General features: G+C 43.6%; 18 protein-coding genes. 8 read left to right on the forward strand and 10 right to left on the reverse strand.

Annotation, left to right across the window (positions count from 1 at the left end):
* Positions 1–115: 115 nt before the first annotated feature.
* Together AC19MV_RS05045 and mdh are read right to left on the reverse strand one after the other, a co-directional pair.
* Positions 116–1,102, reverse strand: coding sequence for an extracellular catalytic domain type 1 short-chain-length polyhydroxyalkanoate depolymerase (locus tag AC19MV_RS05045; protein WP_498306113.1), 987 nt, complete (start codon positions 1,100–1,102; stop codon positions 116–118).
* Between the two features lie 285 nt (positions 1,103–1,387).
* Positions 1,388–2,323, reverse strand: a complete 936-nt coding sequence (gene mdh, locus AC19MV_RS05050; RefSeq protein ID WP_432399898.1) for a malate dehydrogenase — start codon at positions 2,321–2,323, stop codon at positions 1,388–1,390.
* Between the two features lie 486 nt (positions 2,324–2,809).
* Between mdh and AC19MV_RS05055 the strand changes: the two genes are divergently transcribed.
* Positions 2,810–3,259 carry a GNAT family N-acetyltransferase gene (locus AC19MV_RS05055; RefSeq protein WP_498296600.1) on the forward strand — a complete coding sequence of 150 codons (450 nt, stop codon included), beginning with the start codon at positions 2,810–2,812 and terminating at the stop codon, positions 3,257–3,259.
* Positions 3,260–3,355: 96 nt separating this feature from the next.
* Here the strand turns inward: AC19MV_RS05055 and AC19MV_RS05060 are convergent, their stop codons facing one another.
* Positions 3,356–4,492 carry an endonuclease/exonuclease/phosphatase family protein gene (locus tag AC19MV_RS05060; protein WP_498306115.1) on the reverse strand — a complete coding sequence of 379 codons (1,137 nt, stop codon included), beginning with the start codon at positions 4,490–4,492 and terminating at the stop codon, positions 3,356–3,358.
* Positions 4,493–4,886: 394 nt separating this feature from the next.
* Here AC19MV_RS05060 and AC19MV_RS05065 point away from each other — a divergent pair, with 394 nt between their 5' ends.
* The 3 genes from AC19MV_RS05065 to AC19MV_RS05075 are packed head-to-tail and all read left to right on the forward strand — an operon-like array spanning position 4,887 to position 6,374.
* Positions 4,887–5,489 carry a CIA30 family protein gene (locus tag AC19MV_RS05065; RefSeq protein ID WP_498306117.1) on the forward strand — a complete coding sequence of 201 codons (603 nt, stop codon included), beginning with the start codon at positions 4,887–4,889 and terminating at the stop codon, positions 5,487–5,489.
* A 34-nt stretch (positions 5,490–5,523) separates the two neighbouring features.
* Positions 5,524–6,111, forward strand: coding sequence for an HAD family hydrolase (locus AC19MV_RS05070; RefSeq protein ID WP_498306119.1), 588 nt, complete (start codon positions 5,524–5,526; stop codon positions 6,109–6,111).
* A 47-nt stretch (positions 6,112–6,158) separates the two neighbouring features.
* Positions 6,159–6,374 (forward strand): TIGR02450 family Trp-rich protein, encoded by a 216-nt coding sequence (locus AC19MV_RS05075; protein WP_498306120.1) that lies wholly within the window; start codon positions 6,159–6,161, stop codon positions 6,372–6,374.
* A gap of 19 nt (positions 6,375–6,393) precedes the next feature.
* On the opposite strand, the gene AC19MV_RS05080 is transcribed toward AC19MV_RS05075, so the two are convergent.
* The 3 genes from AC19MV_RS05080 to AC19MV_RS05090 all read right to left on the reverse strand — a co-directional run bounded on the left by AC19MV_RS05080 (position 6,394) and on the right by AC19MV_RS05090 (position 9,075).
* Complete coding sequence (locus AC19MV_RS05080; RefSeq protein WP_498306122.1) at positions 6,394–7,422, reverse strand: DUF2955 domain-containing protein; 1,029 nt, start codon at positions 7,420–7,422, stop codon at positions 6,394–6,396.
* A gap of 96 nt (positions 7,423–7,518) precedes the next feature.
* Positions 7,519–8,577, reverse strand: coding sequence for an HlyD family secretion protein (locus AC19MV_RS05085; RefSeq protein WP_498296609.1), 1,059 nt, complete (start codon positions 8,575–8,577; stop codon positions 7,519–7,521).
* Between the two features lie 33 nt (positions 8,578–8,610).
* Positions 8,611–9,075: a MarR family transcriptional regulator gene (locus AC19MV_RS05090; protein WP_432399905.1), complete on the reverse strand. Its 465-nt coding sequence runs from the start codon at positions 9,073–9,075 to the stop codon at positions 8,611–8,613.
* A 379-nt stretch (positions 9,076–9,454) separates the two neighbouring features.
* On the opposite strand from AC19MV_RS05090, the gene norR reads away from it, so the two are divergent.
* The gene (gene norR / locus AC19MV_RS05095) at positions 9,455–11,005 is read left to right on the forward strand and encodes a nitric oxide reductase transcriptional regulator NorR (protein ID WP_498306124.1); all 1,551 of its coding nucleotides are present in this window, start codon (positions 9,455–9,457) and stop codon (positions 11,003–11,005) included.
* Positions 11,006–11,201: 196 nt separating this feature from the next.
* Positions 11,202–12,119, forward strand: coding sequence for a L,D-transpeptidase family protein (locus tag AC19MV_RS05100; protein ID WP_432400132.1), 918 nt, complete (start codon positions 11,202–11,204; stop codon positions 12,117–12,119).
* A gap of 148 nt (positions 12,120–12,267) precedes the next feature.
* Here AC19MV_RS05100 and AC19MV_RS05105 read toward each other — a convergent pair whose 3' ends face one another.
* Positions 12,268–13,038: a bactofilin family protein gene (locus AC19MV_RS05105; RefSeq protein ID WP_498306126.1), complete on the reverse strand. Its 771-nt coding sequence runs from the start codon at positions 13,036–13,038 to the stop codon at positions 12,268–12,270.
* Positions 13,039–13,499: 461 nt separating this feature from the next.
* Here AC19MV_RS05105 and zapE point away from each other — a divergent pair, with 461 nt between their 5' ends.
* Positions 13,500–14,765 carry a cell division protein ZapE gene (zapE, locus tag AC19MV_RS05110; RefSeq protein WP_498306128.1) on the forward strand — a complete coding sequence of 422 codons (1,266 nt, stop codon included), beginning with the start codon at positions 13,500–13,502 and terminating at the stop codon, positions 14,763–14,765.
* A gap of 35 nt (positions 14,766–14,800) precedes the next feature.
* Here the strand turns inward: zapE and AC19MV_RS05115 are convergent, their stop codons facing one another.
* On the reverse strand, positions 14,801–15,103 hold the full coding sequence (locus AC19MV_RS05115) for a DUF3081 domain-containing protein (protein ID WP_432399911.1): 303 nt from the start codon (positions 15,101–15,103) through the stop codon (positions 14,801–14,803).
* Positions 15,104–15,249: 146 nt separating this feature from the next.
* On the opposite strand from AC19MV_RS05115, the gene AC19MV_RS05120 reads away from it, so the two are divergent.
* Entirely contained in the window at positions 15,250–16,203 is a 954-nt protein-coding gene (locus AC19MV_RS05120) for a sodium-dependent bicarbonate transport family permease (RefSeq protein ID WP_432399912.1), read from the forward strand.
* Positions 16,204–16,267: 64 nt separating this feature from the next.
* Here the strand turns inward: AC19MV_RS05120 and AC19MV_RS05125 are convergent, their stop codons facing one another.
* Together AC19MV_RS05125 and glnE are read right to left on the reverse strand one after the other, a co-directional pair.
* Positions 16,268–17,236 (reverse strand): GGDEF domain-containing protein, encoded by a 969-nt coding sequence (locus AC19MV_RS05125; protein WP_498306130.1) that lies wholly within the window; start codon positions 17,234–17,236, stop codon positions 16,268–16,270.
* A 73-nt stretch (positions 17,237–17,309) separates the two neighbouring features.
* Positions 17,310–20,165, reverse strand: a complete 2,856-nt coding sequence (gene glnE, locus AC19MV_RS05130; RefSeq protein WP_498306271.1) for a bifunctional [glutamate--ammonia ligase]-adenylyl-L-tyrosine phosphorylase/[glutamate--ammonia-ligase] adenylyltransferase — start codon at positions 20,163–20,165, stop codon at positions 17,310–17,312.
* Between the last annotated feature and the right edge of the window lie 39 nt (positions 20,166–20,204).

Genomic DNA, 20,204 nt, shown 5'->3' on the forward strand with positions numbered 1-20,204 from the left:
TATCGTATTTTCAAGCTTATTGAATCGGTACTATAGTAGTATGCGTTTTGCCTGTTCTCGCTAAACAAATAAAAAAAACACATTCAAAAACATACCGTTATATTTTATCTGTAAATTAAAGCCCCCAAAGCTTAATCACTTCATTAACGCTGCTAATCGGCGCTTTAAGCAAAAAGTCACTTTGTTCACCGCCATGTTTTATGTCTGGATTTACGGCAATGCCGTGACCAAAATTGTTAATCGTAACAAGTTCGATAGACGCATTGTTTTGATCATCTTTCCAACGTGAAATACTGTAACCAGATTCATTTATCACCGTCGGCTTAGCATTAGATTGAGTTAACACTTGCCATTGAGATGCGAGCATTTTTGCATTGTTCGCACTGACAACATTGTCACTGTCACCTGTCCAGATACTTAATGAAGGCCAACGGGTTTGCTTAGGATGTATAGCTTTGGCAAATTGGGCTAATTCTTCAACTGACTGCGCAGGCCCTTGTTTCATACAAGAGATCGCTTTGATCAAATTGTCGGCACAGGGATACGGCAAGCCAGCGATGACCGCACCGCTTTGAAACAGATTGGGGTAATTGACCATTGCAGCGCTCGCCATGGCACCCCCCGCTGATAACCCGATAACATAAACATGCTTTGCGCCTAGCTTTTCTTGAGTGGTGACTATCATGTTTTTTATCGATAACATTTCACCACTGTCTATTTGCGTATCTTGACTTGCAAACCAGTTGAAACAACCCTTTACGTTATTGTCATAGCTTTGTTGTGGCACTAAAACCGCAAACTGATTCGCTATCGCTAATGACGTTAGGCCGCTTTTGTTGGCCAACTCAACTCCGTCTTGAATACAGCCATGCAGTAACACCACTAAAGATAAATCCCCTGTAAGAGAAGCGTTTGAGCCTTGCGTCACAGGAAGATAAGAGCTTGTCAGCGCACCTGGATTATCACCAAAATCGGTAAGAGGGATATAAGGCGTGTCGGTTGCTTGAACAGACTGGATTGAAAGAAAACAACCCAGTAAAAGCAGCGGCATAATTAAGCTGTATTTTTTATTGATCATTTCAGCGGCTTCCAAATTTAACATATTAGTAACTTGCAGAATTTTGCGCCAAACAGCAATGGCACTTTAGATCCACATGAAAAATAATGTCGGTATGTTGATGAAAGGTAGGACAATAAACGCGGAACTTTGCAGCGATGAAGGATTGTGGGGGTAGACAATGTGAATAATGAAATGGGAGTAAACCGGCAGGCGAGCTATTCGGTATTCGATATTCAGTGCTAGGTGCTAGGTGCTAGGTGCTAGGCATTTTAAGCCAAAAAAAACGCGAAGCCATTAGCTTCGCGTTTTAGAGCATCGATTTGTTAATTACTTAACAAATTCAACGCCTAATTTGATGTCACCTTTAAGGGTGTCTAGCATTGCATCGCGAGCGTTAGCTTCAAATGCGCTGATTTCACCGTAAGGTAATACTTTTTCTACGCCGTTTTTGCCAAGTAGGATTGGCTGTGCGAAGAATGTAGCGTGCTCACTGCCGCCGTCAACATAGGCACATTCAACCACGTTGGCTTCGCCTTGTAGACCACGTACCAATGATAAACCAAAGCGACATGCTGCTTGGCCCATTGATAATGTTGCGCTACCGCCACCGGCTTTAGCTTCAACAACTTCAGTACCCGCGTTTTGAATGCGAGTTGTCATTGCGGCAACTTCTTCATCAGTGAAAGTCACACCTTCAACTTGAGAAAGTAGTGGCAGAATAGTCACACCGCTGTGGCCGCCGATAACGTTAACTTTAACGTCAGCAACGTTTAAGCCTTTAAGCTCAGCGATAAAGGTTTCGCTGCGGATAACGTCAAGCGTAGTGATACCGAATAAACGGTTTTTGTCATACACACCGGCATTTTTCAATACTTCAGCAGCAATCGCTACCGTGGTGTTCACTGGGTTAGTAATAATACCCACTAATGCTTTAGGGCAAGTTACAGCCACTTTTTCCATTAGGTTACGTACGATACCCGCGTTGATGTTGAATAGATCTGAACGATCCATACCAGGCTTACGCGCAACACCAGCAGACATTAACACGACGTCTGCGCCAACTAATGCAGCCGTTGGATCTTCACCAGCAAAACCTTTTACTTCTACGTCTGTTGGGATGTGACTTAAGTCAACCGCAACACCAGGAGTAACAGGAGCGATGTCATATAGAGACAACTTTGAGCCCGCAGGCAGTTGAGTTTTTAACAGTAAAGCTAGCGCCTGGCCGATACCACCAGCAGCACCTAATACAGCAACTTTCATAATTATCTCCATCAATTTATGCAGTTTGTGACATTGATCTAAATTGTCGTGGCGTCACATTACTGCATCGTCACAATAATTTCAATTATACGTTAGTGGACAGTCGTAAATAAGTGAGCGCTAATAAGGTTTAAGCTGAAATTTGTGCATGAATTATGCTCAACGTCATCCTCATTATGAAGCGAAATCCCTTATCAATATCACTACTTTTGTTGGCAACTGCCAGTCATTTTATATGTATAAATATGCACCACCTGTTCGATTTACCCTGCTAAGAAAGGCACGGCAAGCCATTGCTGCTAGCGCCATGTTTACTTACTGACGCAATCAACCCCCGTTAACGCGCATGTTATACCGTGTGTTTGATCATACACTCTTACTAAGCGGTGTCATTTTGGCGTACACTAAAGCTGCCGCGGGCGAATAAATAAAAAACTCAATAGCCACTGCCGCATTCCTCAATATCCAATTACTGACGAGAATTTCATGATAATAAGAGCTGGCCAACACGCCGATTTACACGCCTTAGTTAATTTTAATCAAGCCATGGCAATGGAAACCGAAAACCTTACTCTTGATGCCGACAAACTCACTCTAGGAGTTGAAGGTTTGCTAACTCATCCTGAACGGGGTGTTTATTTAGTCGCTGAAGTAGATGGCGAAATTGTCGGTTCGCTGATGGTGACTTACGAGTGGAGCGATTGGCGCGCCAGTAATTATTACTGGATCCAAAGTGTGTATGTTCGTCCGCAAAATCGTCGTCAGGGTATTTATGGCAAACTCTACCAAGCGGTAAAAGACTTTGCCGCCGCCAATGGTGGCACAGCTAGCTTTAGATTATATGTTGAACATGACAACGCCGTTGCCCAAAAAACCTATGAGTCTTTGGGCATGCAGCAAAGCCATTATTTGATGTATGAAGAAAATACCAAGTAAAACGGTTGAAATCCCTATCTAACCACCCGCAAAGTCAGCACTTAGCCGGTGGTTATATTGTGTACCGAACCCGCTCTCAGGTTACCTAGATTGAATTTAAGTTCTGACGCTAAAGCGCATCATCACTGGTGCGTGGTCGGTACTGTCACTGTCGCGCTCATAATCTGGGCGAACCAGATGTCTGTCGAAGGTTTGATAATCAATGATATGGGCTAAATTTTGCTGTTGAGTCGGGTTAAACTCGCTTGAGACTAAAATGTAATCAAGCACCGATCCTGTGTTGCCATAATAGTGCGTAGCTTGCCTTACAGCATGTGGTTCGTCATCAAGCAATGAAGCGGATTCAAACTCATCTTGCGCCAAAGTGGCATTGCATTTAGTTGCCGCAATAAACAACTCATAACTGTCGAACAAACTGCTTTGATGTAATTCTGCCATTAATGAGGTTTCACCAAGCTTGGCTAATTGCGGGTCTTCAATGTCACTGCGAAACACCCGCAGTTGATTATTAAATGCCGCTAACAGCTCGCTGCCTAAGGTGTCATTAAAGTCGCCCATTAACAGAAACGGTTGCAGGGCTTGTTGGCGCCTCATGAGCATTTGATGGCATAACAATGCTGACTCACTGCCGCGCTGTAAACTTGAGGCCCAACGTCCAAGCACCTGGCGTGCAACAAAGTCTGGTCCGCCTTGTAAACCGCTCTCGCTAATATCATCACGGCTTACGCCACTGCGTTTTGATTTAAGGTGAATAACATAACAATCGCACGGCCCAAATACCGGTAATTGAATGGTGGCACGAAGCGGTTTGCGGCTAAAGGCAAAGGTATCAGCTAAGCCTAATTGAGCAATCCATTGCGGATCTGGGCTGACATTAACTGAATCCACAATCGGGTATTTTGATGCGATAGCGACTACTGGACTGCGGTAAACATAATCGCTGATCACTTCTGGCTCATCTAAGGCCACAAAGTACTCATAGCCTAACGATTGAGTCAGTTTAGCTAAGGCATCTGGGCTAAATACTTCTTGAAAACCGATAATATCTGGCTGACTTTGATTAATAAAATCACTTAACCAGGCACACTTTTTTTGCCATTGTTTATCACTGTAAATATTTTCAAAATCATAAAACGCATAAGGCGGTTCAATAAAGTTAAATAAGTTAATACTCACCACATTAAAGCTAAGCTCAGATGCAGTAGGCGATGATGCGTCGTTTACGTTTAACATATGTTAATCCTAATAAAACCTCTTGCTAAGATACTGATTTGCGAGTGAGAACACCATGAGTAACAATACTCGATTTAGCTTATTAAGCCCTTATCGCGGCCTTGTAGATTTTAATCTAAAATAAATTGAACCGAATCCAAATCGCCCACGTAAAACTTACCAATGAATGAATTAAGCGTTCTTGATTAACCAATAGCGATTAACCAATAGCGATTAACCACCATTGATTAATCACTAGGACATTCGTTGCCATTAAATCTAACCCGATTTAACCCTATGTATGAAAGAGTCAACAACCTCCGTAAGACCCTTTGGCTTATCCCTCACCCTGATAAGCCATTTTTTTACGGCAAAATTTACCCAACCAAAACCAAACAATACTGATAGGGGATCAATGATGTTAGCCTTTAACACTGATAAACTACTTAAATACAGCTTCATCAACGGCGTGATTGTCGCGGCATTATTAATGAACCCAGCTTACAGTGCGAGTGAGGATAATATGTTATTTCGTTTTGCAGATGAGGATCATTTTGAAGGTTGGCAGATCAATAATGACACCGTGATGGGCGGCGTATCACAAAGCCAGATTAAACAGAATCAACAGCAAGGCCTGTTGTTTACCGGCAATGTATCGTTAGACAATAACGGTGGATTTGCATCGACAGAGTCGCGTTTTACCCATCAAATATCTGCCGCATCAACACTCACCATTGCGCTTAAAGGTGACGGTAAGGTTTATCAGTTGCGTTTAAAAACGCCTCAACTGTCTTATGGTGAAGCGTACGTGGCTAACTTTACCACTCAAGCAGATACATTGACTGAGCACACTTTTACCGCCGCAGATTTTACTGTCAGCTTTAGAGGACGGGTTGTAAGCAACGCGCCGGAATTAAACTTGCTAGAAATAGAGCGGATTGGGTTTCTCGTGGCACAAAAACAGCAAGGACCATTTGCAATTGAGTTACATTCTATTGCGTTTGAAAATAAACAATAATCACCCACGTATCGCTGAATTTAAAGGCTAAACATTGAAATTACCTGTGCAAATTAAAGGCATCATTTTCGATTTAGACGGCACTCTTGTTGAGTCGAGTTTAGACTTTGAGTTAATTCGCCAACAAATCGGCTGCCCAGAGGGTATCGACTTGCTCAAGTATGTCGACGACCTGAGCTGTCAAACCAGCCAGGCTCGCGCCAATAACATTATCATTGAACACGAATACCAAGATGCCATAACAGCCAAGCCCATCAAAGGCATGGCCGAATTAATTAGTGCCATTGAAACTGCAAAAATGCCTACGGCGATTGTCACCCGCAACAGTCTGGCTGCCAGCACCATGAAAGTGAAACAAAATGCTATCGCCATTGATAATGTGCTAACTCGTGAAGACTACCCCGCAAAACCGGCTCCAGATGCACTATTAGCAATTGCAAACCAATGGCAAATTGCCCCTGAGCACATTATGTATGTCGGCGACTATTTATATGATATTCAAGCCGCCAATAATGCAGGGATGGTAGCCTGTTTAATTACTCACGGTGTTGAAAAGCGCTATCAAGACCTTGCCGATATAGTCATTGATGAGCTCAATCAACTGCTGCCTTTCATCCAGTAGTTTGGCGCCATTATCCTAGTCTGTAACATTTGAATGTGAGAATCCTTATGAATCGAATTCACCCTAAAAAATTACTTCACAGCAAGTGGACCAAAGTTGAAGTGGTTAATAAACTCAAACATTTTAGCGTTATTAAAGTGGAATATGATGAGCTACAAAATGTAACTGAATGCATTATTCGCGCAGAAATGAATGCCGCTGAATTTGCTATCGAATGGCGCGATTTAAAAGACCCGCTGCAGTGGAAAATAGGCTGGCAATGATTTTTCACTGCACAGTAAATCACACGCCAAATCGTGTTGCTTCAAAACGATTTAATAGTCGATGAATCAAATAACACAGTAATAATGTGGCGACGATGGCGACTAAAATGCTGCTTATACGGTATAAGGCACTAAAAACAAGATCATTATTTGGCGTAAGGTACTGGCCAAATAATATGCCTAAGGTGGTCATGGCGCCAAAGCCGACTCCTGAGCCGCTGGCCTCTTTAACGTGCACCTGGCTAAATAACATCAAGCCTATCCACAAAAGTGGCACGACAAAAAGTAGCATGCCAGACCAATCATAAAGCAATGCCTGCCCGACTAAACCAAAAATTACGCCAAATAAGGTCCCTATCGCACGCTTTCTGGCATAGCCCAGTGCCCCATTCCAATGCATGGGAAATAACAGCAGTAACGTGGTGGCTTGGGCTGACATTGAATCTTGTAAATTAAACATCTGAAACACAATAAATGACGCGGTAGCGATAGAGGCACCCAATAATGCTTCGTGGCGCATACGATTCGGCGCTTTTACCACACTGGCCATCGGCGGCCTTGGTGCAACGTCTGGCCATAATGCTGTCATCGCATAGGCAATAATCACCGAGGCGAGTGTCGCCCAAAAGTTACTGAAAATGAGGTTGTTGATGTCCATGCCCGGATAACTGGCAAAATGCAGCATAATGCTTAAGCTAATCACGCCATTTGCACCGAACAAAAATAAACTGCCACGCGACATGGCGGCAAACCGATACAAAAACAATAAAAAAACGATGGGTAACATGGCCCCAGGATGACCGCCAAATAAGCCACCGAGAATACCGACTTCAAGCCCAGCCATAACCGACGAAGCCAACAGTTGTCGCATGGCATGAGCGTTCATTACCGGAACTAGTCCAAGTAATAACATCGGCGTGACGGTAAAAAACACCCCATAATTTAGGTCGAATAATTTGCAAATCGCAAACCCCAGTGTAGCACCAGTAGCAATGCGCAAACATTGGCGTAAATCATTGGTAGTTAACGGACTATGACGTAATAACATCTGCATACCTTCAAGATACGTCACGACAAACACTAGGTTTGCCGCGACTTTAGTGGCGCAATAAGGCGAGTAACAACATCGATATTTTGATCGGAATTAATATATATAGTGCAGCACGCTAATCAGCTTAATCTGTACTTTGGCTAAAAAACCTAGCACCACATTATTAGGGACTAATTGCACAGTGGCGCGGGCACCGGCGGGTAAGGTATTAACCACTTGATGATCGAGAGCCAAATGCAAACGTAAACGCTGAGCATCACGCACCCAGCGCGCTGACGCCTCTGGCGTGGCTAAACGCCCATTCGCATCAAACTGCCCTGCACTCACTCCAGCATCGACATTGCTGACTTTGGCTTGATATAAACGCCCTGGTTGGCCGTCAAAAGTAATATAAGCGGTAGATTGAGACTCTATTCCTCTTAAGCTTTTTTCTCTAAAGTCGGCAATAATATCGACTTTTTCAGATACCACTGCGAGTAATGGCTGACCAACTGTGGCAAAACTGCCGACTTCTAGTTGTAGATTAGTGACCACTCCATTTTGATCGGCGCGCACCTGGGTGTATGACAGATTTAACTCGGCCTGAGCGAGACGATTTTGAGCTTGGCGCATTTTTAGATTCTCTGCACCATCACGCCCACGACTCACCACCAATTGACTTAGACGCGCATTGGCTGCCATTAAGTTAGCTTCTGCTGTTGAGGCGTCACTTTGTGCTTGATCGGCTAATTGCTGTGATACACCACGGCTTGCATAAAGTGCATCAAGCCGTTTTGCCTCACTGCGTTTTTGCTGGGCACTACTTTGCTTAGCGTTAACATCGGCTTGAGCGGCTAATATCTCAGCATCGAGCTCAGCATTGTCTTGTTTGGCTTGCTCTAAGGCTAAATTGGCTTGCTCAACAGCCAGTTCATATGGCGCGGAGTCGATACTAAATAACACATCACCTTTAGCGACCACTTGATTGTTTGCTACGGCTATCGAGGCTATTTTACCGCTGACTTGCGGAGTGACTTTGGTCACCATACGTGTTGCCATTGCCTGTGGGGTCATTGGCATCATGGCGTCGGCAAACATAAAGTAGCCAAACACTGATACAAACAGAAATATGGATATTTTAACGAGTCGTGCAAATTGTTGATCTGGGGTCATATACTTTCTCATTACTCACTTTTGCCTAGGCAGCTACGCAGAGGTTTTATCTAATGTTGCCAGCGCATTCGCACTGATTTGACTGATGGTGCGTTCAAACTCGTTGAGTTGTTGCTGGCTAATGCCTGCTAATAAATTACGTCGCACTAACATGATTTTACTTTCCATCTGCTTAAGCATCTCAATCCCATCAGGGGTTAAGCTGACAATGCGTGCCCGTTTATCTTTTTCGCAGCAACGACGCTGCACATAGCCCTGCTCTTCTAATTGATTAAGGGTGCGCATTAATGATGGCAATTCAATTTCTAACGCATCTGCAAGCACCTTTTGGCTGACGTTGTCGCCTAAGCGCAATAGCTTCCATAATGCGGTCCAGCGCGGATGAGTGAGACCTAGTGGGATTAATTCTGCATCCGCAGCCGTTCGCCATAAACGGTGCAATCGACCTAAATTTTCAGCAAGAGACAGTTCTTTTAATCTTTCTAATTCTGGGGACATGAGATGCACCTACTTAGTTAGCGTGCTAAGCATTATAACTAGTTAGCATGCTAAGTAAATAGCTTTATCGAATAAGATAAACCGCGTTGTAATAACAGAGTAAGCTTAATAGTGATGTCATTTAGACATTTAAATGTCTAAATGACGCATTTGGATACGGTGATTTAGACACTGAAACAAGCCGGCGGATTGGCATAACACTAGACTCAAGTAACTCAAGTAACTCAAGTAACTCAAGTAACTCAAGTAACTCAAGTAACTTAAGTAAACAAAAAAAGGGCCTTGATGACCTTTTTGTGATCGACGTAACCTCTTTGTTCTTGTTGTTAGATTCACATTTGTCATAATGACAATCACATAGTTTCTATTGGAGTTGGTCATGGCGTTAAGTCAAACAGATCTCACTCGTATCGCCCTTGATATCACAGCAAATTTATCTAATCGCGATCGTTTTTCACGCTTACTGACCACTCTTAGAGAGACCCTAGATTGTGATGCGGCAGCATTATTGTCGTTTCAAGGCCATCAATTTACCCCGTTAGCTATCGATGGTCTCAGTGCAGACGTACTCGGACGACGCTTTATTGTAAATGAACATCCAAGGCTTGAGGCCATTGCACGAGCCGGCGATGTGGTGAGGTTTCCTGCCGACAGCGCACTGCCCGACCCGTACGATGGCCTTATTCCTAATCTGGAAGGTGATTTAAAAGTGCATGCTTGCGTGGGATTGCCACTGTTTGCAAATGAACAGTTAATTGGGGCGCTAACCATTGATGCGTTTGACCCAAACAAATTTGATCAATTTACCAATAATGAGCTGCGCAGTATCAGTGCTATTACCGCAGCGTCACTGAATAATGCCTTGTTGATTGATAAGTTAGAAAAACAAGCTAACAACCTCACGATTAGCAGCACTAAACCAACTGGACAATTAGATACTCAAACCGAAATTATTGGTCAAGACGATAATTTTATTGCCTTACTGAACGAGGTCAACGTAGTTGCTGCTACAGAATTAAATGTACTGATTTTAGGCGAAACAGGCACAGGTAAAGAGCTCATCGCCAAGGCGGTACATTTGCACTCACCAAGGGCAAGTAAACCTTTAGTGTATTTAAACTGCGCCGCATTAGCAGAATCTGTGGCCGAAAGTGAATTGTTTGGCCACGTAAAAGGCGCATTTACGGGGGCCATTAGCCATCGCAGTGGCAAGTTTGAAGTCGCCGATAAAGGCACATTATTTTTAGATGAAATTGGTGAATTACCACTAAATTTGCAAGCAAAGTTACTACGGGTGCTGCAATACGGTGATTTGCAAAAGGTCGGTGACGATCGCAGTTTAAAAGTGGACGTAAGAATTATTGCCGCCACCAATAAAGATCTTAAAAGCGAAGTATTAGCAGGACGTTTTCGTGCAGATTTATACCATCGATTAAGTGTATTCCCTGTTGTTGTACCACCACTTAGGGAGCGCCCGCAGGATATTCATTTATTGGCCGGTTTTTTTGTTGAACGCTATCGCCAACAGCTGCAACTCAGCCATTTAGGCTTAGACACTGCTGCGCTATCATTACTGAGCCAATATGACTGGCCAGGTAACATTCGCGAACTTGAACATGCCATTCATCGCGCGGCGGTATTGGCTCGTTCGGCTGGCGTACACAAAGGCATGTGCATGATTCAACCTCAGCACTTTGAGTTTGCTCCACATCACGATGAAAAGGTGCTACCTCATAAAAATATCGGCATTAAACAATCATTAACATCTTTACCACAAATGAACTTACGTGATGCAACAGATCAGTTTCAACGTCAGTTTATTGAACAAGTACTGGCCCAAACTGAGAGTAATTGGGCTGCGACTGCACGCAGCCTGCAGCTTGATTCTGGCAACTTACACCGTTTAGCTAAACGCTTGGGATTAAAATGACTAAAGTGCAAAAAAATCAGTTGAGTTTTTAAGTTTAATAAGTGACGATGCGCGCTATAACACCAATTCGATTAATGATGTGATCATTCACAGAATAATTGGAATTTGCATGGCACAGTATAAATAGTCAAGCTTAGCAAGATATTGTAACCTGACTAATATAACGTCTATTTTTAGGAATAATGTACCCCTTATGATGATTTCGTTACGCACAGCATTCGTAGCCACGACTGCGATATTATTAAGCTTCTCAAGCACTGCGGTTGAATATCGTTTACCGACTAATGGCAGCAAATTAGTGGGTGAGAACCAGTATTATGTGGTTCCACAAGAAGGCAAGCTCACACTAGAGCAAATCGCTGCCAAATTTCAATTAGGCTTAACTAACCTTACCGAAGCCAACCCGGGTGTCGATCCATTTTTACCAAAACCAGGTAGCACGTTAATTATTCCTCACCAGTTAATTCTGCCAGACACTAAGCAAGAAGGCATTGTGATTAACTCTGCTGAAATGCGTTTATATTATTATCCTAAGGGTAAAAATATTGTTGAAGTATTGCCTATTGGTATTGGCCAAATAGGCCGTGATACTCCAGAAAACTGGGTTACCACTGTACAACGTAAACGCGCCAACCCAACGTGGACGCCAACGGCAAATACTCGTCGTATTTATGCCTCTAACGGCATTACCTTACCCGCAGTGTGGCCAGCTGGCCCAGATAATCCAATGGGGTTATATGCACTGTATGTCGGTAACCTATTTGCGGTTCACGGCACTAACGCCACATTTGGTATAGGTTTACGTGTTAGCTCTGGTTGTATCCGTTTACGCGACGAAGACATTAAACACTTATTTGAAACTGTGCCGGTTGGTACTCGTGTTGAATTTTTAAATAAACCGATCAAGGCAACTGCGGAGCCAGATGGCAGTCGTTATCTTGAAGTGCATGAGCCATTGTCTAAAACTCAAGCTGAGTTTGATTCAAAAGAGCCGGTTGCGTTAACGTTAGACAAAAACATGACACGTTTTCTGGCTCACCCAGAAACAGACTCAACAACATTAAAACGTTTATTAGAAAAACGTACTGGCATGCCAACACGCATTAATCCATAAATGCTCTTGGCCTTCATAGGCAAAGTGTATTAACAAAAATGGCTTGATTACTCCGGTTTAGCGGATGTTAATCAAGCCATTTTTTATTGTTGACGTTTAAATGTCTACATTCACTCAAGGAATTTATTCAATAAAAGTGTTATGCCTATCAAGGTCTTAGTTCAATATCTTGCTCATTGGTTTCATCGGTATTGAGTGTATCACCTAAAGTTTGATTGGTTTGCTCCAATGCATGCAAGTCTTCCATCGCGGTATTGATATCAGTTTGTCCTGCACCAATAAGCTCTTCGCGCTGCTCGACAAATGCACTTTGCTGCTCAACATCTTGCATTAATAATGCAGCATCATCTTCGGTTATATCATTTAAGGTTTGCGGAGACTGACTGGCTTGGTTTGTGACAGGATCAGGCGTCACATTTGGCGACATGATGACTGAGTTTATTTGCGGTAAAAATAGAATACCCGCAACAATAATGGCTCCAGCCAAAGCAGCATAAGCCCATTTAGGGGATGACGCAGATTTATTTGAGTCGGTCATGGCAGGCATATTAACCGCGGTAGAACCCGCTTCTGGTTCAGGCAGCACTGACGCCTCTGGCCCTTTGGTGCGCATACCAATAAACTGGCCGCCATCGTAAATTTCCATTTGATGACTCGACACTTCGCCGTCAACGACGCCAGAACTGACAATGACTAATTTATTACAGTGTAATTTACCTTTAAACACACCTGAGACGCGCATTTCCTGACAAAACACTTCACCTTCAACTTCGCCGCCAACAGCAATCTCAATTTGATGACTTGAACTAATTTTACCTTTGGTTTTGCCAGCAATCATTGCAGGACCACGAATGCTCATATCGCCCGCTAATGACATGTCAGCACCTATGTAGGTTATCCCCTTATTCTTATTATTCACTTAGCATCCTTTTCGGGTTTGAGTAGGGCGTGTTTATCTTTGTTTATTTTTTATGTTGAGAGCTAAAATGGCTTTAGGCAAGGCGGATAATTGTGGGCATAGTTGCCCTCGGCAACTGCTCCTGCGTTGCTCTACCTCCTGCATCCATGCAGTCGTACGTCGAGATTATTCAACGCGGCATAAAGCCATTTTAGCCTCAACCCTACGGGCAGTGGCTATTTTCCAGCCATACTGCCCACAAATTCACTTATTTAGCAGGCTAAACGGCGTTCATTTGCGATTGTCTGACAGAAAAATTGCCGACTGCATAATTTATCAACAAAGATAAACACGCCCTTGGGTTAATAAATTGTTACAGGCAACCATGAATCTTAAAGTAAATATGCAGCATAATAAAGCCTACGATTCATGCTATATTACCTAGATCAACAATTTGCCTTTTGTGTTACGTTTATATCCTTATGTCGACATCCGCTAACAATAAATCCAGCTCCCCATCGGTAATTGCACGCTCAAATGCAGCTTTATCTCAAGTCGCAACGGATTCGCCATTACAAGCATACCAAAAAGCATTAAACGAAAACCTGCAACAAGACCCCGCACAGCAGCAAGCATTGTTGGCATTAGAGGCGCTTTATCAGCAGCATATAACCACAACATCAGCGGTAAAAGGTTTGTACATGTGGGGTGATGTTGGCCGGGGGAAAACCTTTTTAATGGACTTGTTCTATCAGTGCATTAATCAATACCATCTCGGTAAGCAATACCATCGCGATAATCAAGCGCCGATATTACGTCTGCACTTTCATCGATTTATGGCCATGATCCACCAGCAACTTAATCAAACCTCTGGGATCCGCGATCCTCTCACCCATATTGCCAAACAGATCGCCTCGCAATATCAACTCATTTGTTTTGATGAGTTTTTTGTGTCAGACATTGGTGATGCGATTTTGCTGGCTCGGCTGTTTGATACTCTATTCCACTCGGGGGTAACCTTAGTGGCTACGTCCAATATTCCAATTGTCGACTTATACAAAAACGGTTTACAGCGCGATCGTTTTTTACCGACAATCGATTTACTGCAGCGTTTTACCCAAGAGATCCACCTTGATGGTGATAAAGATCATCGCATGACTCTGGCAGCTTCGCGGCAGCCCCATCAAACATCATTAGCCTGGGTTTCTCTGCCATCAATTGAAGATGCTGATGATATCTTTACTCAAATGAGCCAATTATTTAGCCATACAAGTGTGCCAAAAATCTCTCAACAGATTTTACGGATCTGCCAGCGCGACATTGCTATCGAAGCACGGCATGACCGACTTGGCTGGTTTGAATTTTCTGCATTATGTGAAGGCCCAAGATCAGCATTAGATTATATAGAAATTGCCAGTCAATTTAGCTACGTGTTACTAAGTAACGTGCCCCAGCTAGGTGGTCAAGTTCGCAGTTGGATTAGAGCAAGAGGCACTGAAGATGGTTCGCAAGCCACTGTAACCGGTGAGCGTCAATTAGCGTATGCGAGCGAGGACGATCCCGCTCGACGCTTTATTAGTTTGGTGGATGAACTGTATGATCAAAAAGTCATTTTGATCATACACAGTCACTGGTTGTTAGATGAGTTATATCTCGATGGGGCGCTATCATTTGAATTTAGGCGCACTTATAGCCGCTTAACAGAAATGAAGCAGTGGGCGATATTTGCAGCAAACGAGCACGCATAACGGCTCAATGACCCCGTTTGACGTACCGCGTCAATTTATGCTGCTTGATAATTTTCGACGTCACTAAAACGACGCAAAAAATTGTCTAACGCATCATTAGACGGGTATTCAAACTGGTATTTATTATGAAAAAACACCGTTAAGCTTACCTGTGCATCCGACAATACAATGGTGTAACCGTCATGATCGGTTTGCGCACTAATGCCGCATAAATAATAGTCGTTACCAAAGACATTGTTTTTGGTCTCATCGTTGTCAGCCATACGTTTTTCACCGTATTGAGTCACTTTATTAAACACTTTTAACGCACGGTGAATATCAATTTCATTTTTCATCATATACATCCGGTGAACTACACATATCCTACAATACGCTCACAACAACAATGCTGTCCAATTGTCTTAAAAAAATGCTTAAAACAGTTCCATTTCACCCTGCAACAAGGCAGAATCGCCGTACTTCATAACAGACAGAACCCAATACTATGCCTGATATTGTGATCGCTTTTTTTGCCCTCGGTTTGATCGCGGGGTTAATTAAGTCAGATTTAAAAGTCCCCAAAGCCACCTACGAAACCTTGTCAATTTTACTGATGCTAACCCTCGGTCTTAAAGGCGGCATGGCACTACACGGCGAAACCGCCAATCTAGCAATATCTGAATTACTGGCAGTGATTGCATTAGGATTTATTATCCCACTGAGCTTGTACCCTCTTTTACGCAAACTCATTAAATTACCGCAAAAAGAAGCCATTAGCATTGCAGCCCATTATGGATCGGTGAGTGCGGGAACTTTTGCTGTAGTGATGGCGATGGTCGATAAATCGCAATGGCCATTACGCCCTGAAACCACCTTGTATTTAGTGTTACTCGAATTGCCAGCCATTATCATTATGTTGTGGCTACATCGGTACTTACAGGCTAAAACCGCGGGCAATGAAGTGCACTCGTCTGCGGGCAGTATTTTGCATGAGGCTCTCACCAGCCGCGGGGTCGTATTGCTCTGTGGTGGCGTTGTAATTGGCTGGCTATATGGCACCAGTGGCATGGCGCCTTTAACACCAATGTTGCTTGCCGGATTTAAAACCTTGTTAGCCTTGTTCTTACTCGAAATGGGGATCAGTACGGCTAAAGTGTGTTTTCCTATTCCTTATAAACAATGGCGTTTATTGGCTTTTGCTGCGGTGGCACCGTTTGTGTTGGCGTGGGTTGGTATCGGATTAGGCTTTGCGCTTGAGTTACCCTCAGGTAGCATTTTAGTATTAGCCGGATTAAGTGCCAGTGCCTCATATATTGCCGCTCCTGCAGCAATTAAAGCCGCGATCCCAGATGCGAATATTGGGCTGGCCATGTTGGCATCACTCGGAATTACGTTCCCTGTAAATGTGCTTATTGGCTTGCCACTTTATCAAATGTGGATTGAACAACTCTTGATGTAATGGCTTATCAAAATAAAAAGGCCCACTAACTAATATTGTCAGTGGGCCTTTTTATTTTATCCACTTAATCGCTTTTATGATGTTTTGCTTTTTCGATAAACATGGCTTGATCGGCAAGTGCGAGGTATTCACATAAATCCATATCTTGTTTCGCATGACGGCTCACCACACCCTGGCTGTAAGCTAATGCATAAGATTTACCATTTTGTTGATTGTGCTGCTTCACTAAATCGGCAAAACGCTGCAATACCGAGTCGACAGAAACCTGCTCTCTCTGGCTAAGTAAGACCACAAACTCATCGCCGGCAAAACGTGCTATAACATCCGACTCTCTAAAACAGTCAATCAACAAATCCGCAAAACACTTAAGTGCAATATCACCTTCTTCATGACCAAACTCATCGTTAATCTCTTTGAAATAATCCAGATCAAAAAAGATCAGGCTCGTACTTAAACCAAGTCGGTCAGTATTGGCGAGAGTTTTCTCTGCTAGTAATTCAAATCCACGTCGATTAGAAATCGCGGTTAATGCATCTAATGTATTTTGCTGAATCGATAGCAATTCATCTTCAACTAATCGGCCTAAATCTTCTAAAGCTTGTTCATCTTGTTGGCTAAATTCCTTGGGATTATCGTCAATAATACACAATGTCCCCACACGCATACCATTTGGCATGGTTAACGGAAAGCCAGCATAAAAACGAATATTAGGCGCGGCAAGCACCAGCGGATTGTCGGCAAAACGGGGATCATTTAAGGCGTCGGGCACAATCATGACTTTAGGTTGATTAATGGCATGACCACAAAATGAAATATCTCGACTCGTTTCACAAACGTCTAAACCTTGCACCGATTTAAACCATTGTCGATCGCTGTCGATCAAACTCACCACGCTAATCGATACCGAAAATAGGCGCCTTGCGAGGCGAGTAATACGATCGAAACGTTCCTCAGCCATGGTATCGAGTATGTGCAAGCCTCTGAGGGTTTCGAGTCGTGAGTGCTCATTTTCAGGTATCGGAGCTAACAGCATTAATACCGCCTTTGACTAAAACAGATGCCCTAATCAAAGCAGTAAAATGCGGCTATTTCAAGCTAAAACCTGTTTAGACAGATAATATTTCATTATAAATTTCAATGACAGCGTCGGTTTTTTGTTCCACTGCATGATGAGGTAACTTACCGGGTAATTGTTGTAACGTCAGTTCATGGTTTTCATCACGTAGCCAACAATAGGTTTGCGTTAAGTGCTGCGCGTGCATGACCGGGATTAACTCTAAGTCCGCTAACACCTCAAAAATCCGCACATTGTCAGACCAAATGGTCAATTCTTGATGTTGGTGTGCGTAAGCAAGGACTAAGTATTGGGCAATAAACTCGATGTCAGCAATGCCACCCGCACTTTGTTTAAGATCAAACAGCCCGGGTTCAGCGTGCAATAAATGATCGCGCATTTTAGTGCGCATATCGCGTACCGCCTTTGCAAGCTCAGTTTGATCCCGTTCAAGTTGTAATATTTGTCCGCGGACTTCACTAAATCGCGCTGCTAATACATTGTCTCCAAATACAAAACGTGCCCTAACCAATGCTTGATGTTCCCATGTCCAAGCTTCGGTTAATTGATATTGGCCAAACTGCTCTATTTCGCTCACTAACAACCCCGATGCGCCCGATGGACGCAAGCGCATATCGACCTCGTATAACTCACCCGAGGTGGTACGGGTGGCAAATAAATGCACGATACGCTGAGCCAGTTTTAAATAAAAATGACTATTATCGATTGGTCGTTCACCATTGGTGCTACCCGCACCGCTATGACCATGTAAAAAAACCAAATCTAAATCTGAGCCGTAACCCAGCTCAATACCACCTAACTTACCGTAACCTATTACCGCAAAGCCCATGTTACTTGGGCTTGTGCCTTCTGGCACACCATGTCGAGCTGCAACCTGGTGCCAGGCTTGTAGCACGACCTGTTCAATAATCGCTTCTGCCAAAAAGGTTAAATGATCGCTCACTTGCATCACTGGCAATACACCTGTGACATCGGCGGCGGCAATTTTTAACTGCTGTGACAGCTTAAACTGTCGCAGTGCTTCCATTTGCTGTTCCATGTCATCTTCTGGCACGCGCAGTAAATATTGGCGTAACTCACTTGGATAATCATCAATGGAGGTAATATCGTATAGCTGCGATGGGTCAATGAGCTCATCAAGCAACATGGGGAAGTTAGCCAGCTCTCGTGCAATCCAAGGACTGGCACAACATAAGCTCACTAATTGCTGCCTTGCTCCTGGGTTTTCACATAACAATTCAAGGTAGGTGGTGCGGGTTAAAATTTTATCCAGTACGTTAGATACAGGCTTAAATGCCAAGCTTGGGGTAGATTGATTAAATAACTCTTCAAGCAGTTTTGGCATGAGTTTGTCTAAAGTTTCACGGCCACGAGGGCCAATTGAGCGTTTAGACACGGTTTGACGCCAATCACTTAACATTGGCCAAAGCGCTTCATCTTCGATTTGCTGCTCTTGCAATAACGTTGCGGCATCATCGTCTTGTTGAATATTCCAAAACAAAGATGACCAGTGATCGTTGTAATCTTGATTATCACTGCCACCCACAGTGGCATTAAAATGGCCGTGAATGGTAGACATCGCATCTGCAATTTGTTGCCGTAATTGCGCTTCATCGGCAAGATCGAGCGCTACGCACAATCGTTGCCAATCAAGATCGTTATTGGGTAAGGTTTGCGTTTGCTTGTCGTCGATGGCTTGTAATAAGTTTTCCACTCGGCGCAGTAAAATATAACTGTGTTTAAGCTCATCGACTGCGAGATACTCTAATTGCCCGAGGCTATATAAGGTATCGATAGCACCGAATAAACTTTGTTGGCGTAACGCGGGTTCGCGGCCGCCTCGGATTAACTGAAAGCTTTGCACCACGAACTCGACTTCACGGATCCCGCCAGCGCCCAGCTTAATGTTGTCGGTTAATTGCCTGCGTCTGACTTCTTGGGCAATGAGTTGCTTCATTTTACGTAATGATTCAATGGCAGAGAAATCGATATAACGTCGATAAACAAACGGGCGCAATAGATCATGCAGTTCGTCGCAATAACCACTCCACGGCCCCAGTACACGAGCCTTCACCATGGCGTAGCGTTCCCAATCGCGCCCTTGCTCTTGGTAATAATCTTCTAAACCGCTAAAACTGACGACTAACGGCCCACTTTCGCCATAAGGACGCAGGCGCATATCGACACGAAATACAAAACCGTCAACGGTGACTTGATCAAGTATGTTAACGAGTCGCTGACCCATTTTGATAAAAAACTGTTGATTAGCTTGGGTACGACGTCCGCCGACCGTCTCGCCATGTTCAGGAAAGGTAAAGATTAAATCGATGTCGGATGAAAAATTAAGCTCACGGCCACCCAGCTTACCCATGCCCAATATCAGTAACGGCTGCGGCTTACCCTCAGCGCTTGTTGGGGTGCCAAATTGCTTGCACATGTCTTGATAGACCCAATCGCGGCCTGCAATAACCAAGGCTTCAGCGAGAGAAGACAAATCAAGTAACGATGCTTCAACTGCGGCGTAGTTTACAAAGTCGCGCCACGCTAACCGTACCATTTGCAGATTACGATAACGTCGTAAAACAGATTTTGCTTGTTCTTCTTGAGTAATGTCTTCTAAAAGTGCATGTAATTCGACATCAAACTGACTGCGTATAACGTCTTCTAATAGTCCATCAAATAGCTTGGGGATCCATTCAGGATGACGACATAATTGCTCAGCAATAAAATCACTTAGGCCAAACACTAACTTTAATTCCTGTTGTTGCTCGGCAGTCAATGCTGTTTTAGCGTCGGGCCAAACTTCGCAAAGTCTTAACCAGTAACGATCTGCTGTTTCCACTAGCGCTGCAGATAACACCTTGTTACTTTGGTTTTGCATGGCAATTAATATCCCTAAAGAAAATGAATGTTGGACATATTATGT

This window comes from Shewanella sp. MF05913 (assembly GCF_059758095.1).

Excerpts from the sequence above, each read along its gene's own strand:
- AC19MV_RS05045 (WP_498306113.1), bottom strand. The coding sequence starts at position 1,102 with ATGTTAAATTTGGAAGCCGCTGAAATGATCAATAAAAAATACAGCTTA.
- mdh (WP_432399898.1), bottom strand. The coding sequence starts at position 2,323 with ATGAAAGTTGCTGTATTAGGTGCTGCTGGTGGTATCGGCCAGGCGCTA.
- AC19MV_RS05055 (WP_498296600.1), top strand. The coding sequence starts at position 2,810 with ATGATAATAAGAGCTGGCCAACACGCCGATTTACACGCCTTAGTTAAT.
- AC19MV_RS05060 (WP_498306115.1), bottom strand. The coding sequence starts at position 4,492 with ATGTTAAACGTAAACGACGCATCATCGCCTACTGCATCTGAGCTTAGC.
- AC19MV_RS05065 (WP_498306117.1), top strand. The coding sequence starts at position 4,887 with ATGATGTTAGCCTTTAACACTGATAAACTACTTAAATACAGCTTCATC.
- AC19MV_RS05075 (WP_498306120.1), top strand. The coding sequence starts at position 6,159 with ATGAATCGAATTCACCCTAAAAAATTACTTCACAGCAAGTGGACCAAA.
- AC19MV_RS05080 (WP_498306122.1), bottom strand. The coding sequence starts at position 7,422 with ATGTTATTACGTCATAGTCCGTTAACTACCAATGATTTACGCCAATGT.
- AC19MV_RS05085 (WP_498296609.1), bottom strand. The coding sequence starts at position 8,577 with ATGACCCCAGATCAACAATTTGCACGACTCGTTAAAATATCCATATTT.
- AC19MV_RS05090 (WP_432399905.1), bottom strand. The coding sequence starts at position 9,075 with ATGTCCCCAGAATTAGAAAGATTAAAAGAACTGTCTCTTGCTGAAAAT.
- norR (WP_498306124.1), top strand. The coding sequence starts at position 9,455 with ATGGCGTTAAGTCAAACAGATCTCACTCGTATCGCCCTTGATATCACA.
- AC19MV_RS05100 (WP_432400132.1), top strand. The coding sequence starts at position 11,202 with ATGATTTCGTTACGCACAGCATTCGTAGCCACGACTGCGATATTATTA.
- zapE (WP_498306128.1), top strand. The coding sequence starts at position 13,500 with ATGTCGACATCCGCTAACAATAAATCCAGCTCCCCATCGGTAATTGCA.
- AC19MV_RS05115 (WP_432399911.1), bottom strand. The coding sequence starts at position 15,103 with ATGATGAAAAATGAAATTGATATTCACCGTGCGTTAAAAGTGTTTAAT.
- AC19MV_RS05120 (WP_432399912.1), top strand. The coding sequence starts at position 15,250 with ATGCCTGATATTGTGATCGCTTTTTTTGCCCTCGGTTTGATCGCGGGG.
- AC19MV_RS05125 (WP_498306130.1), bottom strand. The coding sequence starts at position 17,236 with ATGCTGTTAGCTCCGATACCTGAAAATGAGCACTCACGACTCGAAACC.